Source organism: Pseudomonas sp. PsB, from assembly GCF_043658375.1.
Taxonomy (GTDB): Bacteria; Pseudomonadota; Gammaproteobacteria; order Pseudomonadales; family Pseudomonadaceae; genus Aquipseudomonas; species Aquipseudomonas putida_Z.
Map to the genome: position 1 here is coordinate 101,511 of NZ_JBIGLU010000003.1, position 14,894 is coordinate 116,404.

The following is a 14,894-nucleotide window of genomic DNA, read 5'->3' on the forward strand; positions in this document are numbered from 1 at the left end:
GCTGTGGGGTCCCTGTGGGAGCGGGTTTACCCGCGAAGAAAGCTAAGTGGTCTCAGCGGCCCTGGCACGCATCCACGCGCAACCAGCGCTCCAGCAGCTTGAAGCCCTGCACCAGCACGAACGAGATGACCAGGTAGAACACCCCGGCGGCAAAGAAGATCTCTACCGGCAGGTAGGTGCGGGCGATGATGGTACGGGCCATGCCGGTCAGTTCCAGCAGGGTCACGGTACTGGCCAGGGCGCTGGCCTTGAGCATCAGGATCACTTCGTTGCTGTACGCCGGCAGGCCGATGCGCGCGGCGCGTGGCAGCATGATGTAGAACAGCGTCTTGCCCCGCGACATGCCCAGCGCCCGCGCCGCCTCGATCTCACCCTTGGGGATCGACTGCAGCGCGCCGCGCAGGATCTCGGCGATGTAGGCAGCAGTGTGCAGGGTCATGGTCAGCACGGTGCACCAGAACGGGTCGCGCAGGTACGGCCACAGCGAACTCGAACGCACCGCGTCGAACTGCGCCAGGCCGTAGTAGACCAGGAACAGCTGCACCAGCAGCGGCGTGCCACGGAAGAAGAAGATGTAGCTGAACGGCACCGCGCGCACATACCAGTGGCGCGAGGAGCGGGCGATGCCCAGCGGGATGGCCAGGATCAACCCGGCAACCACCGCGATGGCCACCAGCTCCAGGGTCAGGGTCGCACCCTGGGCCAGGCGTGGCAGCCATTTGATGATGACTTCCCAATTCATTATTCGGCCCTCGCAAAGCCGCGAGCGGCGCGTTTTTCCATGAAGTGCATGCCGGTCATGGCAATGATGGTCAGGCTCAGGTAGATGCAGGCCGCAACCATGTAGAAGGTGAACGGCTCTTTGGTCACGGTCACGCCGATTTGTGCGTGGCGCATGATTTCTTCCAGGCCGATCACCGACACCAGGGCGGTGTCCTTCATCAGGATCATGAACAGGTTGCCAAGGCCGGGCAGGGCGATGCGCCACATCTGCGGCAGGATGATCCGCGACAGGATGCGGCCTTTGGACAGGCCAAGCGCCAGGCCGGCTTCACGGTGGCCCTTGGGGATCGCCAGGATGGCGCCACGGAACACTTCGGTGGCATAGGCGCCGAAGCACAGGCCCAGGGCGATCACGCCCGCAGCGAAGGCGCTGAGCTCCAGGCCCGGCATGTTCAGGGCTTCACCGAGGGCGTTCATCAAGCCGACGGTGCCGAAATAGATAAGCAGTACCCACAGCAGTTCGGGCACGCCGCGAACCAGGGTCGAATAGAAGCCACCAAGCCATTGCAGTGGCTTGATCGAGGAAGTCTTGGCCAGGGCGCCGAGCAGGCCCAGGACCAGGCCCAGCAGCAAGGCGCAAAGCGCCAGTTTTACGGTCATCAGGGTGCCGGCCATCATGGCCGGACCGAATCCGTGCAGGTCGATATTCATGGGCAGGTCATTCTAGGGACTGGCGCGCCGCAAGGGCGCGCCGGTCGGGGCGGATCATTCGATGCTGAACGGGAAGTACTTGTCGTTGATCTTCTTGTACGTGCCGTCGGCCTTGATTTCTGCCAGGGCCTTGTTCAGGTCGTCGCGCAGCTTGGTGTCACCCTTGCGCACGGCAATGCCGATCTTGTCGCTGTCCATCACCGGCTCGCCCTTGAACTCGAAGTTCGAGCCGTCTTTGCTCTTCAGCCACTCGTACTGCACGTACTTGTCGGCCAGGATGCCGTCGATGCGGCCGGCAACGAGGTCAAGGTAGGCGTTTTCCTGGGTGTCGTAGAGCTTGACGTCTACACCCGGGAAATTGTCTTCAAGATAGGTGCCGGCCAGGGTGGCGCGCTGGGTGCCGATCACCTTGCCCTTGAGCGAGTCCTTGTCAGTCTTGAAGTCGACGTTTTTCGGCGCGATGAACTGCAGCTTGTTGGAGTAGTACGGCTCGGTGAAGTCCACGGCCTGCTTGCGCTCGTCGGTGATCGACAGCGACGACACCAGGAAGTCGAACTTCTTGGCGTTCAGGGCTGGGATGATGCCGTCCCAGTCGGAGGTGACGACCGAGCACTCGACTTTCATCTTGGCGCACAGGGCGTCGCCGATGTCTTTGTCGAAGCCGACCACGTTACCGCTGGCATCCTTGTTGTTGAACGGTGGGTAGGCGGCTTCGATACCCATGCGCAGTTTTTCTGCGGCCAGGGCGTTGGCCGACATCACCAGCGTGGCAGCAGCTGCCAGGAGGAACTTCTTGTAAGTGTGCATGTATTGCTCCGTTAGCGGTGGCTGGACATGAATTGCTTGCAACGCGCCGAGGTCGGGTTCTCGAAGACCTGCTGCGGCGATCCCTGCTCTTCGACCAGGCCCTGGTGCAGGAAGACGACTTCACTGGACACATGGCGGGCAAAGTTCATCTCGTGCGTCACCAGCAGCATCGTACGGCCTTCTTCGGCCAATGCGCGGATAACGTTTAGCACTTCCTGGACCATTTCCGGGTCGAGCGCCGAAGTTGGCTCGTCGAACAGGATGACCTTGGGCTTCATGGCCAGGGTACGGGCAATGGCGGCGCGCTGTTGCTGGCCACCGGAAAGCTGGGCGGGGTAGCTGTGGCGCTTGTCGTAGATGCCCACCTTGTTCAGCAGGGCTTCGGCGGCTTCGATGGCCTCGGCCTTGCTCTGGCCGAGCACGCGGCGTGGCGCCTCGATGATGTTGTCGAGGATCGACATGTGCGGCCACAGGTTGAAGTTCTGGAAGACGAAACCGATCTCGCTGCGCAGGCGGTTGATCTGGCGGTTGTCGGCGGCGACCAGGTCGCCGTTCTTGGCGGCCTTGAGCTTGAGGGCTTCACCGGCGACCAGGATTTCGCCCTGGTGCGGGTTCTCGAGCAGGTTGATGCAGCGCAGCAGGGTGGACTTGCCGGAGCCGGACGACCCCAGGATGGAGATCACGTCACCGTCGCGTGCGGTCAGCGAAATGCCCTTGAGAATTTCCTGCTCGCCGTAGCGTTTGTGCAGATTGCGGATTTCCAGCGCGGGCGTGGCCTGAGCCATGTGCGGTCCTCATGTGTACGGGTGCGTTCCCAGCTGTTGGCGGCCTTCCTGGCGTGCGCCAAGCTAGCATAGCGGCATTATCACGGCCAACAGGGTCGCTGGGGACTCGGGGCGCTGGTGGGGCGGTTTGTCGCATCGTTGCAGCGCAACGTCGCGCGGATGTCCGCGAAGGTGTCGCCCAGCACCAGAGCCTTGATGAAAAAAGGCGCGATGGTGCCAGCTTTGGCCCGCTCATGGAAGCGGTTTTAGACCTTTCGCGGGCACGCCCGCTCCCACAGGCTCTTTAAAAGGCTCAAATGGTTGCACCTGACTTGTGGGAGCGGGCGTGCCCGCGAACGGGGGCGGTCGGGTCTTCAGGTTGTACCTCTAGGTTGCACTTTTTTGCATTGCAGCGGTGCACAGGTGTTACCGGGGAGCACCTTTGGTGCGTTTGTAAGTGGGTATTTCAGTAATCCGATGATTTGGCGGCCTTTCGGTCAGCCGTTGGCCGAAAGCCCTCCAAACCGCATGCTAAAAGGCCTGCCGACTTTTCTGACGAATGCATTCAGCACATGGCGCGCTTATTGCCAGTAGGAAACCGCCGATTGCAGCGATGCCTAGGTCAACCCCAGGCGCGCTCCGTAACCGCAGTCGGAGTGGTCCACTCCTTACAAAGGTAGTTTTAATGAGCGGTAACAATTCCAATGACCTCGCTCAGGGGCTCAAACAACGGCATGTGACCATGCTGTCCATCGCTGGCGTCATCGGTGCCGGCCTGTTCGTTGGCTCCGGCCACGCCATCGCTGCTGCCGGCCCAGCCGTGCTGCTGGCTTACGCTGCCGCCGGTACGCTGGTCGTGCTGGTGATGCGTATGTTGGGTGAAATGGCTGTCGCCTCGCCTGACACCGGTTCGTTCTCTACATATGCCGACCGCGCCATCGGGCGCTGGGCCGGTTTCACCATTGGCTGGCTGTACTGGTGGTTCTGGGTACTGGTAATTCCGCTGGAGGCCAACGCCGCCGCGGCCATCCTGCATGCCTGGTTCCCTGCGGTCGACCTGTGGGCGTTCTCCCTGGTCATCACCCTGGCGCTGACCCTGACCAACCTGTGCAGCGTGAAGAACTACGGCGAGTTCGAGTTCTGGTTCGCCCTGCTCAAGGTACTGGCGATCATCGGCTTCATCGCTGTGGGTTGTGCTGCCATGTTCGGCTTTGTGCCGAGCAGCCAGGTAAGCGGTGCCAGCCACCTGTTCGACACCCAGGGCTTCATGCCTAACGGCCTGGGCGCGGTGCTGGCAGCCATGCTGACCACCATGTTCTCGTTCATGGGTACCGAAATCGTTACCATCGCCGCTGCCGAGTCGAAGGACCCGGGCAAGCAGATCAGCCGCGCCACCAACTCGGTGATCTGGCGTATCTGCCTGTTCTACCTGGTGTCGATCTTCCTGGTCGTGGCCCTGGTACCGTGGAACGACCCGGCCCTGGCCGAGACCGGTTCCTACCAGACCGTGCTGAGCCGCATCGGCGTGCCGAATGCCAAGCTGATCGTCGACATCGTCGTGCTGATCGCCGTGACCAGCTGCCTGAACTCGGCGCTGTACACCTCGTCGCGCATGCTGTTCTCGCTGAGCAAGCGTGGTGACGCCCCGGCCATTGCCCAGCGCACCACCAAGTCGGCTACCCCGCATGTGGCGGTTCTGCTGTCCACTGCAGCGGCGTTCCTCTGTGTGTTCGCCAACTTCGTGGCCCCGGCCCAGGTGTTCGAGTTCCTGCTGGCCAGCTCAGGTGCCATTGCGCTGCTGGTGTACCTGGTGATTGCCGTATCGCAGCTGCGCATGCGTGCCCAGCGTGAGGCCCGCGGCGAGAAGATCACCTTCAAGATGTGGCTGTTCCCGGGCCTGACCTGGGCGACCATTGCCTTCATCATTGCCATTCTGGTGGTAATGGCGCTGCGTGAGGACCACCGCGCCGAAATCATCGCGACCGCATTGCTGAGCATTGGTGTGGTGGCGGCTGGCTTGCTGGTGCACCGCAAGCGTGAAGCTGCCGGGCGGGTGGCGCTGGATAACTGATCCGCGCTGGCTGAAATGAAAAGGCCGCGTCCTGTGAAGGGCGCGGCCTTTTTTGTTGACTGTACCGGCCTCTTCGCGGGTAAACCCGCTCCCACAGGTACACCACATATCTCAATTGCTGTGATATCCCTGTGGGAGCGGGTTTACCCGCGAATGGGCCGGGGCAGGTCACATGGCCCTGTCAGCCAAACTGCTTCTGCTGCTGTTGCTGCTTGGCAACCAGCTCCGAAGCCGCCACATAGGCTGCCTGGAACTCATCGCTCTCCAGCCAGGCCATGGTGGCCTCTTCGTCGGCCCCGTCCAGCCATTTGCGGTAGGCATTGAACACCAGCACGATGTAGTCGGTGGCGTGTTCTTCCTTGTGCCCCTTGAGCACCAGGGCCAGCAGCGGGTCTACCAGGAACACCGAAATCATCGGCACCAGGCCGCCTTCCTGGGCTTCCTTCATTTTCTTGAACAGCGGGTCGTAGCTGCCCGATTCCATGGCCTTGTTGTACACCTGCTCGATGCTGGCGCTGTCGCCTGCGCTGGCCTTGACTGCCTGGCCGCTGCGGACCATGCGGTTCTGCTTGGCCTTGCTGGCGGCGCGCTTGGCGCGTTTCTGTTGCTTGGTGGGGGTGGCCATGGGGAATCCTTGGGCGTGTCTGAAAAGTGCGCGTATTGAAGCGCAATTACCAGAGAAACCCAAGCTGTGCCCCTTTTCGGCATAGGCTGCCAGATGTACCAGGGATTCGTATCCCGATTATGGCGATTGCGCAACGTCAGTAGCTTCTCTCCTGCTGTCACTCACGCCAGGCGACAGCCAATTTCGATAATGGATCGGCGCTTTGAGCACGCGTAGGTCTGCGCAAAAGGAGAGAACAATGAAGCATTTCTATCTTGTCACCCTATACGGTTATACCAAAAAAGGTCGCCTTGTCTTTCCGAGCGGATTCGCCCCCTGCGATGGGCCGCGGATCACGAAGGAGGATCTCGGCGCAATTATGGACGATCTTTATGAGAACGATAAACGTTTCAAGAGCGGCCTCGGTTTGCATAGTGTCTCCTACCTGGGCTACATGACCGAAGACGCCTTCGAACATCTTCGCTCCATGCCTGATGTGGGGGCAGACGAAGAAGCTGACGAGGACTAAGGTTCGATCCGCAGACCTTCTTGGGTCGCGGATGGCTGGCGTTGGCGTGAACCTTCAGTCTATGGTTGCGCCAACCCATCTTCTTCGAACCCCCGCGAAGCCCGACCGACCAGCAACTCATCCGGCGCATGCGCCACACTGTGGTTCTTCCCCGGATAATCCAGCGAATGCAGAAAGTGCCGGATGCAATTGATCCGCGCACGCTTCTTGTCATCGGACTTGATCACGGTCCATGGCGCATCGGCAGTATCGGTATGGAAGAACATCGCCTCCTTGGCTGCCGTGTAGTCTTCCCACTTGTCCAGCGACTTGATGTCGATGGGTGACAGCTTCCAATGCTTCAGCGGGTCGTCCCGGCGCGAGATGAAGCGGCGCAGTTGCTCTTCGCGGTTCACCGAAAACCAGTACTTGAACAGCAGGATGCCGCTGTTGCACAACATCCGCTCCAGCTCCGGGGCCTGGCGCATGAATTCCAGGTATTGCAGCGGCGTGCAGAAGTCCATCACCTTTTCGACGCCGGCGCGGTTGTACCAGGATCGGTCGAAGAACACCATTTCCCCCGCAGTGGGCAGATGCTGGATGTAGCGCTGGAAGTACCACTGGCCTTTTTCCTGCTCGGAAGGCTTTTCCAGGGCAACGATGCGTGCACCACGAGGGTTGAGGTGCTCCATGAACCGCTTGATGGTGCCGCCCTTGCCTGCGGCATCGCGCCCTTCGAACAGGATCACCACGCGCTGGCCGGTTTCCTTCACCCAGCTTTGTACCTTCAGCAACTCGATCTGCAGTGCGTGCTTGGCCTTTTCGTAGTCCTGGCGGCGCAGGCGGGTGCGGTAGGGGTAGCTGGCCGGCAGGCGGGCCGAGGTGCTGTCTTCGTTGCTGCCCTTGGGGGCGGTGGCGACTTCCAGTGCCGCAGGTTGCTGGCTGATGCTGGTAATCGTCGGCTCCGGCTTGCGCTGGCGTGGGCGGCGCGTGCGGGCTGGGGTGATGGCGGGCTCGCTGGGGGCGGGGAGCAGGAGGGGGGATTCTTCGCTCATGGAGGTCCTTGCGGGTCGAGTCGGATGTCCGTCTTCGATTGTGAAGGTGAGCGAGTGATAGCTATTTGATGTCTATCAATGAGACGTGAGGGGATTTGAGGATTGAAGCTGTTGGATTATGAAAACTCACAGACAACAAAAAACCCGCACTAGGCGGGTTTCTTGTTGTCGCTTCGGGTAACTTTGCAACCACCAGAAGCTTGAAGGTGGTGCCCAGAGACGGAGTCGAACCGCCGACACGAGGATTTTCAATCCTCTGCTCTACCGACTGAGCTATCTGGGCGACGAGGTGAATTAAATAGACTTTCAGACCGCTCGTCAACGACTTTTTGAAAAAATTTTAAATTAATTCCGTCGCTTACGTTCCGTGGGGTCATTCCGAGGGTGGAACGTAGCCTTCCGCCTGGGCGTATTCTTCGCCGGCGAAAAACTTGTCCATCTCGCCCTGGAGGAATTTGCGGTCCTCGGCGTTCATCATGTTCAGGCGCTTTTCGTTGATCAGCATGGTCTGGTGCTTCTGCCAGTCGGCCCAGGCTTTCTGCGAGATGTGTTCGAAGATGTCCTGGCCCTTGGCGCCGGGGTAGGGCGGGCGCTCCAGGCCTGGCAGTTCTTCTTTGTACTTGCGGCACATCACGGTGCGGGTCATCGGGCGTCTCCTGCAATCAGTTCGTCGGCCGCGCGTTTGAGCAGCTTTTTCACCGGGGCGGCGAGGCCCAGGCGCGGCGGGGTGGCGAGGTTATACCAGAGCCAGTCGGCCTCGGCCACGTGCTGGCCGACCGGGTCGACGCGCACCAGCCAGGGCTCGATCGCCAGCTGGAAGTGGCTGAAGGTATGGGTCAGGCCGTCCATGGCGCGGCTGTCAGCCAGGCGCAGGCCGTGCTGGTAGGCCAGATCGTCGAGTTGGGCGATGTCGTCCAGCTCCGGCAGGCTCCACAAACCACCCCACAGGCCGCTGGACGGGCGGCGGTAAAGCAGGATGGCGCCTTCGTGGTTGGCCAGCAGCGGCATCAGTGTGCGGCGTTGCGGCAGTGCCTTGCGCGGCTTGGGCTCGGGGTAGCGGGTTTCTTCACCGTGCAGGTGCGCTTCGCAGCCTCGCTGCAGCGGGCAGATCAGGCAGCTGGGCTTGCTGCGGGTGCACAGCGTGGCGCCCATGTCCATCATCGCCTGGGTGTAGTGGTTGGCTCGCTGCTGCGGGGTAAAGCGTTCGGCCGTGGCCCACAGCTGGTTGGCTACCTTGGGTTCGCCGGGGTAGCCGGCCTGGGCGGTGTAGCGGGCCAGCACGCGCTTGACGTTGCCGTCGAGGATCGGTGCGCGGATGCCCATGCTGATGCTGGCGATGGCGCCGGCGGTGGAGCGGCCGATGCCGGGCAGCTCGGTGAGCTGCTCGACACTGCGCGGGAATTCGCCGCCATGCTGTTCGACCACGATCTTCGCGGCCTTTTGCAGGTTGCGTGCCCGGGTGTAGTAGCCCAGGCCCGTCCACAGATGCAGCACTTCGTCCTCCGGCGCCTCGGCCAAGGCCTGCACGGTCGGCAGGGCCTGCATGAAGCGGTCGAAGTAGTTGAGCACGGTGCTGACCTGGGTCTGCTGCAACATGATTTCCGACACCCACACCCGGTACGGGTTGATGCCCTGTTGCCAGGGCAGGTCGTGCCGGCCGTGTTCGTCATACCAATCCAGCACTGCGCTGGAGAACTGCTCGGGGCTCATCGCTTGAACAGCCCCTTGAGCGCGTCTTTCAATTCCGGGCTCACTTTGTCTCCGAGTTTTTCATCGATCTTGTCTTGCAGGCGGTTGCCGGCCACCTTGGCGGCAACCTTGCCCAGGCCGTCCTGGTCCAGGCGGCAGGCTTTGGCGCCCAGCTCCAGAGGGCCACGGCAGCGCAGCGGTATTTCGACACCCACATAGCGTTCGTTGACCTGGCAGGCCGGGTCCGGCATGGCGCGCTGGTCGCCTTCGACGACCACGCCAACGTTGTAGTCCATGCCCAATACACGCAGGTCGAGGTCACCATGGCCATTGACGGTCAGGCCCGGAATGCGTGCCTTGAGGTCCGGGTTGTTGGCGACGCCATTGCGTACTACCAGGCTGCCACGCAGTTCCTGGAACGGGGTGTCCTTGCCGCGAGGCTCGCCGGTGAGCGATTTGCGGTTCAGCGTGGCTATGGCCTTGCACAGCTGCTGTTCCAGGTTGGCATTGACCAGCACGCCGTCGTTGATGACGAAGTTGGCGTTGCCGTTGAGGGTGTCGACCAGGGCCTTCTGGCTGTTGCCGGTGGCGGTCAGGTCGCTGGTCAGGGTCAGCAGGCCTTTGACCGGTGGCGTCTGTTCCTTGCCCTCGGTCTTGATGAAGTGTTCTACCGGCACCCGCTGGATGCTGGTGTTGACGCCCAGTTGCGGCACGGCAGGGCGCACGTCGACGGTGCCCTTGGCCTCGAAGGTGCCGTTGTACAGTTCACCGCGCAGGGTTTGCAGGGTCAGCAGGCCGCCCTGGCCGATGGCCTTGAGCTGGGCGTCTTCGATCGGCAGTTTGTCCAGGGTCAGCGAGCCGAAGGCCAGGTCGGCCTGCAAGTCGAGGGCGCGCAGGCGGTCGACCGGCAGCAGCTTGTCGTCGCTCCAGGCGACCTGGGTCGGGGCGTTGGGGAGCGGCGTGGTGCCAGGGCCGGCGACCGCGCTGGCTTCCTGTTGCTTGACCTCGGCCTGGCGCGCGGCGGTGGCGCCCTTGGCCTCTTCACTCTTGGCCGGCAGGTAGCGGTCGGCGTTGAAGGTGTCGCCCTTGAGCTGCAGGCGCAGGGCCTGTTTGGCGAAGTCTTCGACGGCCACGCGGCCACTGAAGGTGCTGTCGTCCAGCTTCACCGCCAGGTCTTCCAGGGCCAGGCTGTTCGGCGTGCCCTGCAGGCGGGTGACCAGTTCCAGCTTGGCGAAGGCCGCCGGGTCGTTGGTGGCCGGCAGCGGGCGGCCGATGCTGTCGAGGAAGGTGCGCAGGTCGAACTGGGCGATGGACAGGCCGCCGCTCAGCTGTGGCGCCTTGTCCAGGTCTCGCAGGTTCAGCTCACCCAGGGCGCGCAGCTGGTTGGCCGAGACTTTCAGGCCGTTCCACGAGGCGACATTGGCGGCCAGGTCGACCAGCAACTGGCCTTGGGCGGCGAAGGTCACGGTCTTGCCGCCGGTGGGCTCACCCGAAGTTTCGCCCGACAGGCGCATGTCTTCGAAGTTGTAGCGCTTGAGCTTGCGGTCGAAGCGCAGCTCGCCGGCCAGTTCGGTGCGGGCCTTGATGTTCGGCTGGCTGGCACTGAGGAAGGCGCTGGCCTTGAGCGGAATGTTCGCCCCTTCGTGGACCGGGCCGGTGCTCAGCTGGATGCTTTCGGCGCTGTAGCTCTGGCCGGTCTTGGCATCGGTGTACTGCACGCGGGCGTTGTTCACGGTCAGGCTGTCGATGTCCAGCTTGACGGCGCGTTCGTTGCTGGCGACCGGTGCCGACGCCTGTTCGGCCGGTGCCTGGGCCGGAGCACTGGCCTGCGCATCGGCGCTGGCGCCGTTCTGCGCGGGCAGCGGCTTGCCGATGTCTTCCCAGTTGCCATGGCCCTGTTCGTCACGGGCCAGGGTCAGGTTCAGGCCCTCGACGCGTACGTCGCTCATCTGCACTTCGCGGCGCAGCAGTGGCAGCACACGTACAGAAAGCCCGAGCATCTGCAGGTCGGCGAACGGTTCCTTGGGTTTGTTCAAGGTGGCAATGCTCGCTTCGTGCAACTCCAGGCCCAGCCACGGGAACAGGCTCCAGCCAATGTCACCGTTGAGGGTCAGCTCGACGTGAGCCTTGTCACGTGCCAGCTGGCGAATCTCGTCTTTGTAGTCGTTGGGATCGAAGAGGTGGGTCAGGGCGAAGCCCAGCGCCACGATGATCAGCAGCAACCCGAGAAGCCCAAGTCCCAGGATTTTGCCGAACGCTTTCATGGGCGAGTCCTTGTAGTCCGTTTTTGAAATTCAAGCGCCAGAGTATAGCGCCGCAGTGGTTGCCCCTGCGTATTCGACTAGAGATACAGGGCATTTCCTACGTGTATGGCAGATGGTACGGCTTTCGACCTTGATTTTTCAGCCCGCGATGAAATGCGCTCCTACAGGGGAGAGCAGGTTTTCGGAAAGAGGACCGTTTCAGCCGAGCAAAAATTAACGATATCAGATTGCTTTCACGCTACTTGATGCTGCTACCCTTGCGCCGCTTTGCCTGCACCCTACCTATAAGAAGGATCTGATCCATGAGCAGTACCGTCGCGGCGGGGACCTTGGCCAGTGCGCCAGGCTTCCTGTCGAAGGAGCGCATCATCGCCCGTCCGGGCTTCAACCGCTGGCTGGTCCCGCCGGCCGCCCTGGCCATCCACCTGTGCATCGGCATGGCCTATGGCTTCTCGGTGTTCTGGCTGCCGCTGTCGCAAGCCCTCGGCATCACCGCCCCGGTTGCCTGCGCAGCAGACATGGGCTTCATGGCCCGTATGTTCAGCGCCGAATGCGATTGGCCGATTTCCATGCTGAGCTGGATCTACACCCTGTTCTTCGTCTTCCTCGGTTGCTCGGCGGCCGTGCTGGGTGGTTGGCTGGAACACGCCGGCCCGCGCAAGGCCGGCCTGGTGTCGGCGCTGTGCTGGTGCGGTGGCATGCTGATTTCGGCGATTGGCGTAAAAACCCATCAGCTGTGGCTGATGTGGCTGGGGTCCGGCGTAATCGGTGGTATCGGCCTGGGCCTGGGCTACATCTCGCCGGTGTCGACCCTGATCAAGTGGTTCCCGGACAAGCGTGGCATGGCCACCGGCATGGCGATCATGGGCTTCGGTGGCGGGGCCATGGTCGGTGCACCGCTGGCCACCGCGCTGATGGGCCATTTCGGCAATGCGCAGGAAGTGGGCGTGTGGCAGAGCTTCGTCGTCATGGCAGCGATCTACTTCGTGTTCATGACCGCCGGTGCCCTGGCGTATCGCATACCGCCGACCGGCTGGAAGCCAGAAGGCTGGAGCGCCCCGGTGAAGAAGGCTGGCAACGCCATGGTCACCGACCGCCACGTGCACGTCAGCGTGGCCTGGAAGACCCCGCAGTTCGTGCTGATCTGGCTGGTGCTGTGCCTGAACGTGTCGGCGGGTATCGGCATCCTCGGCATGGCTTCGCCGTTGCTGCAGGAAGTGTTCGCCGGCAAGCTGCTGGGCAACGGGCTGAGCTTCAGCGAGTTGAACAGCGCCCAGCTGGCGCAGATTGCCGCGATCGCCGCCGGCTTCACCGGCCTGCTGAGCCTGTTCAACATCGGCGGGCGGTTCTTCTGGGCGTCGTTCTCGGACTACATTGGCCGCAAGAACACCTATTTCGCCTTCTTCGCCCTGGGCGTGGGCTTGTACAGCCTGGTGCCGAACATGGGGCACCTGGGTAACGTGGCGCTGTTCGTGGCGGCGTTCTGCATCATTCTGTCGATGTACGGTGGTGGTTTTGCCACGGTACCGGCCTACCTGGCCGACCTGTTCGGCACGCAGATGGTCGGCGCCATTCATGGCCGCCTGCTGACCGCCTGGGCGGCGGCGGGGGTGCTGGGCCCGGTGCTTATCACCTACCTGCGCGAGTACCAGTTGGCGGCCGGGGTGGAGCGTGCGGCTGCTTATGACATGACCCTGTACATCCTCGCCGGCCTGCTGGTGCTGGGCTTTGTCTGCAACATGCTGGTGCGGCCGGTGGCCGACAAGCATTTCATGAGCGATGCCGAACTGGCTGCCGAGCGGGCGTTGAGCCATGACAAGGGCGCCGACGGGGCGCGCTCGCTGGAGTGGAAGGCGGCGCCGGGTAGCCTGCCGCTGGTGCTGCTGGCCTGGGCAGTGGTGGTCGTGCCGTTGGCCTGGGGCGTTTGGATTACCCTGCAGAAGACGGCTGTGCTGTTCCATTGATTGGGGGCGCTTTGCGCCCCATCGCGACACAAGGCCGCTCCTACAGGTGAACCCTGAGCGGCCTTGTGTCGCGATGGGCTGCAAAGCAGCCCCAGGCCCCCGGTTGTATAGACCTGTAACGGTATCCAGCCTGCGTAACTCCTCGTTCTGCCATATGTCATCCGCGTTTCAAGCCGGCGCGTTCTAGGCCTATAATGAAGCCCTTTTCGCCTAATGATTTTGCGGAGCTGGTGATGGTCGAACGTAAGGCTTCCGTCGAGCGCAATACCCTGGAAACCCAGGTCAAGTGCTCGATCAACCTCGATGGCAGTGGCAAGGCCCGATTCGATATCGGTGTGCCTTTCCTTGAACACATGCTGGACCAGATTGCCCGCCATGGGCTGATCGATCTGGATATCGAGTGCAAGGGTGACACGCTTATCGACGATCACCATACCGTCGAAGACGTCGGCATCACTCTGGGCATGGCATTCGCCCAGGCCATCGGTGACAAAAAGGGCATCTTCCGCTACGGCCACGCCTATGTGCCGCTGGACGAAGCGCTGTCGCGCGTGGTCATCGACTTCTCCGGTCGCCCGGGCCTGCAGATGCACGTGCCGTACACCCGCGCCAGCGTCGGTGGCTTCGATGTCGACCTGTTCCAGGAGTTCTTCCAGGGCTTCGTCAACCACGCCCTGGTGACCCTGCACATCGACAACCTGCGTGGCCACAACACCCACCACCAGATCGAGACCGTGTTCAAGGCTTTCGGCCGCGCCCTGCGCATGGCCATTACCCTCGACGAGCGCATGGCCGGGCAGATGCCATCCACCAAAGGGTGCCTGTAAATGCAGACGGTAGCCGTAATCGACTATGGCATGGGCAACTTGCACTCGGTGGCCAAGGCGCTCGAGCATGTAGGGGCCGGTAAGGTGCTGGTCACCAGCGATGCCACGGTCATCCGCGAAGCCGACCGCGTGGTATTCCCGGGCGTGGGCGCGATTCGCGACTGCATGGCCGAAATCCGCCGCCTGGGCTTCGACAGCCTGGTGCGCGAAGTCAGCCAGGACCGGCCGTTCCTCGGCATTTGCGTGGGTATGCAGGCACTGCTCGACCACAGCGAAGAAAACGACGGTGTCGACTGCATCGGCATGTTCCCCGGCCAGGTGCGCTTCTTCGGCAAAGACCTGCAGGAAGACGGCGAGCACCTGAAGGTGCCGCACATGGGCTGGAACGAAGTTGGCCAGACCAACGACCACCCGCTGTGGCACGACATCCCCGACCGTGCGCGGTTCTACTTCGTGCATAGCTACTACATCAATGCCGGCAAGCCGGCCCAGGTGGTCGGCCGCGGCCATTACGGTGTCGATTTCGCCGCTGCGCTGGCCGATGGCTCGCGCTTTGCCGTGCAGTTCCACCCGGAGAAGAGCCATACCCATGGCCTGCAGCTGCTGCAGAACTTCGTCGCCTGGGACGGGCGCTGGTAAATGAGCAGGTCGAAGACCAAGGCCCCGGTCATCACCCTGGCCCCCGAGCAGGAGCGCGATGCGCTGCACACGCTCAAGCGCTTCCTCGAAGACCGTTTCGAGCTGGAGCTGGGGTCGTTCGAAGTGGCCGAAGTCCTCGAGCTGTTCAGCAAAGAAATTGCACCCCTTTACTACAACAGGGCGATTGCCGATGTTCAGCTGCACCTCAAGGAGCGGTTCGAGAGCATCGAAAGCGATCTGTGGGCGCTCGAGAAGCCCTGAAAACCCA

The 14,894-nt window shown here is 62.3% G+C and carries 15 protein-coding genes and 1 tRNA gene; 6 read left to right on the plus strand and 10 right to left on the minus strand.

From position 1 onward, the window contains the following. Window positions 1-52: 52 nt before the first annotated feature. From ACGLHT_RS06755 to ACGLHT_RS06770, 4 genes are read right to left on the minus strand one after another with little or no spacing between them, the layout of a single operon-like run. Window positions 53-742 (minus strand): ABC transporter permease, encoded by a 690-nt coding sequence (locus ACGLHT_RS06755; RefSeq protein WP_015268628.1) that lies wholly within the window; start codon window positions 740-742, stop codon window positions 53-55. Then, the gene (locus tag ACGLHT_RS06760; RefSeq protein ID WP_025337363.1) at window positions 742-1,434 is read right to left on the minus strand and encodes an ABC transporter permease; all 693 of its coding nucleotides are present in this window, start codon (window positions 1,432-1,434) and stop codon (window positions 742-744) included. Before ACGLHT_RS06760 ends, ACGLHT_RS06755 begins: the two co-directional genes overlap by 1 nt. A gap of 54 nt (window positions 1,435-1,488) precedes the next feature. Next, window positions 1,489-2,241 carry an ABC transporter substrate-binding protein gene (locus ACGLHT_RS06765; protein WP_085618304.1) on the minus strand — a complete coding sequence of 251 codons (753 nt, stop codon included), beginning with the start codon at window positions 2,239-2,241 and terminating at the stop codon, window positions 1,489-1,491. Window positions 2,242-2,252: 11 nt separating this feature from the next. Then, window positions 2,253-3,026 carry an ABC transporter ATP-binding protein gene (locus ACGLHT_RS06770; RefSeq protein WP_075044343.1) on the minus strand — a complete coding sequence of 258 codons (774 nt, stop codon included), beginning with the start codon at window positions 3,024-3,026 and terminating at the stop codon, window positions 2,253-2,255. 664 nt (window positions 3,027-3,690) lie between these two features. Between ACGLHT_RS06770 and gabP the strand changes: the two genes are divergently transcribed. Further along, window positions 3,691-5,076 (plus strand): GABA permease, encoded by a 1,386-nt coding sequence (gene gabP / locus ACGLHT_RS06775; protein WP_025337364.1) that lies wholly within the window; start codon window positions 3,691-3,693, stop codon window positions 5,074-5,076. 181 nt (window positions 5,077-5,257) lie between these two features. On the opposite strand, the gene ACGLHT_RS06780 is transcribed toward gabP, so the two are convergent. Then, a complete protein-coding gene (locus tag ACGLHT_RS06780) occupies window positions 5,258-5,701 on the minus strand; it encodes a hypothetical protein (protein ID WP_013970488.1) in 444 nt (147 codons plus the stop codon). 238 nt (window positions 5,702-5,939) lie between these two features. On the opposite strand from ACGLHT_RS06780, the gene ACGLHT_RS06785 reads away from it, so the two are divergent. Continuing rightward, on the plus strand, window positions 5,940-6,209 hold the full coding sequence (locus ACGLHT_RS06785) for a hypothetical protein (protein ID WP_137162790.1): 270 nt from the start codon (window positions 5,940-5,942) through the stop codon (window positions 6,207-6,209). 59 nt (window positions 6,210-6,268) lie between these two features. Here the strand turns inward: ACGLHT_RS06785 and ppk2 are convergent, their stop codons facing one another. From ppk2 to ACGLHT_RS06810, 5 genes are all read right to left on the minus strand, one after another. Beyond that, complete coding sequence (gene ppk2, locus ACGLHT_RS06790; RefSeq protein ID WP_025337367.1) at window positions 6,269-7,243, minus strand: polyphosphate kinase 2; 975 nt, start codon at window positions 7,241-7,243, stop codon at window positions 6,269-6,271. Window positions 7,244-7,450: 207 nt separating this feature from the next. After that, window positions 7,451-7,526 (minus strand) — tRNA-Phe (locus ACGLHT_RS06795). Window positions 7,527-7,616: 90 nt separating this feature from the next. Then, window positions 7,617-7,889 (minus strand): oxidative damage protection protein, encoded by a 273-nt coding sequence (locus ACGLHT_RS06800; protein WP_003257478.1) that lies wholly within the window; start codon window positions 7,887-7,889, stop codon window positions 7,617-7,619. Next, a complete protein-coding gene (gene mutY, locus ACGLHT_RS06805; RefSeq protein ID WP_013970490.1) occupies window positions 7,886-8,953 on the minus strand; it encodes an A/G-specific adenine glycosylase in 1,068 nt (355 codons plus the stop codon). Before mutY ends, ACGLHT_RS06800 begins: the two co-directional genes overlap by 4 nt. Next, complete coding sequence (locus tag ACGLHT_RS06810) at window positions 8,950-11,196, minus strand: AsmA family protein (RefSeq protein WP_085664139.1); 2,247 nt, start codon at window positions 11,194-11,196, stop codon at window positions 8,950-8,952. Before ACGLHT_RS06810 ends, mutY begins: the two co-directional genes overlap by 4 nt. Before the next feature lie 302 nt (window positions 11,197-11,498). On the opposite strand from ACGLHT_RS06810, the gene ACGLHT_RS06815 reads away from it, so the two are divergent. The 4 genes from ACGLHT_RS06815 (at window position 11,499) to ACGLHT_RS06830 (ending at window position 14,887) form a co-directional block, all read left to right on the plus strand. Continuing rightward, window positions 11,499-13,160 (plus strand): OFA family MFS transporter, encoded by a 1,662-nt coding sequence (locus ACGLHT_RS06815; protein WP_137162792.1) that lies wholly within the window; start codon window positions 11,499-11,501, stop codon window positions 13,158-13,160. Window positions 13,161-13,393: 233 nt separating this feature from the next. After that, window positions 13,394-13,987 (plus strand): imidazoleglycerol-phosphate dehydratase HisB, encoded by a 594-nt coding sequence (gene hisB, locus ACGLHT_RS06820; RefSeq protein ID WP_394518860.1) that lies wholly within the window; start codon window positions 13,394-13,396, stop codon window positions 13,985-13,987. Next, complete coding sequence (gene hisH / locus ACGLHT_RS06825; protein WP_025337371.1) at window positions 13,988-14,626, plus strand: imidazole glycerol phosphate synthase subunit HisH; 639 nt, start codon at window positions 13,988-13,990, stop codon at window positions 14,624-14,626. Beyond that, window positions 14,627-14,887, plus strand: coding sequence for a DUF2164 domain-containing protein (locus ACGLHT_RS06830; protein WP_274078857.1), 261 nt, complete (start codon window positions 14,627-14,629; stop codon window positions 14,885-14,887). The last annotated feature ends 7 nt before the right edge of the window (window positions 14,888-14,894 follow it).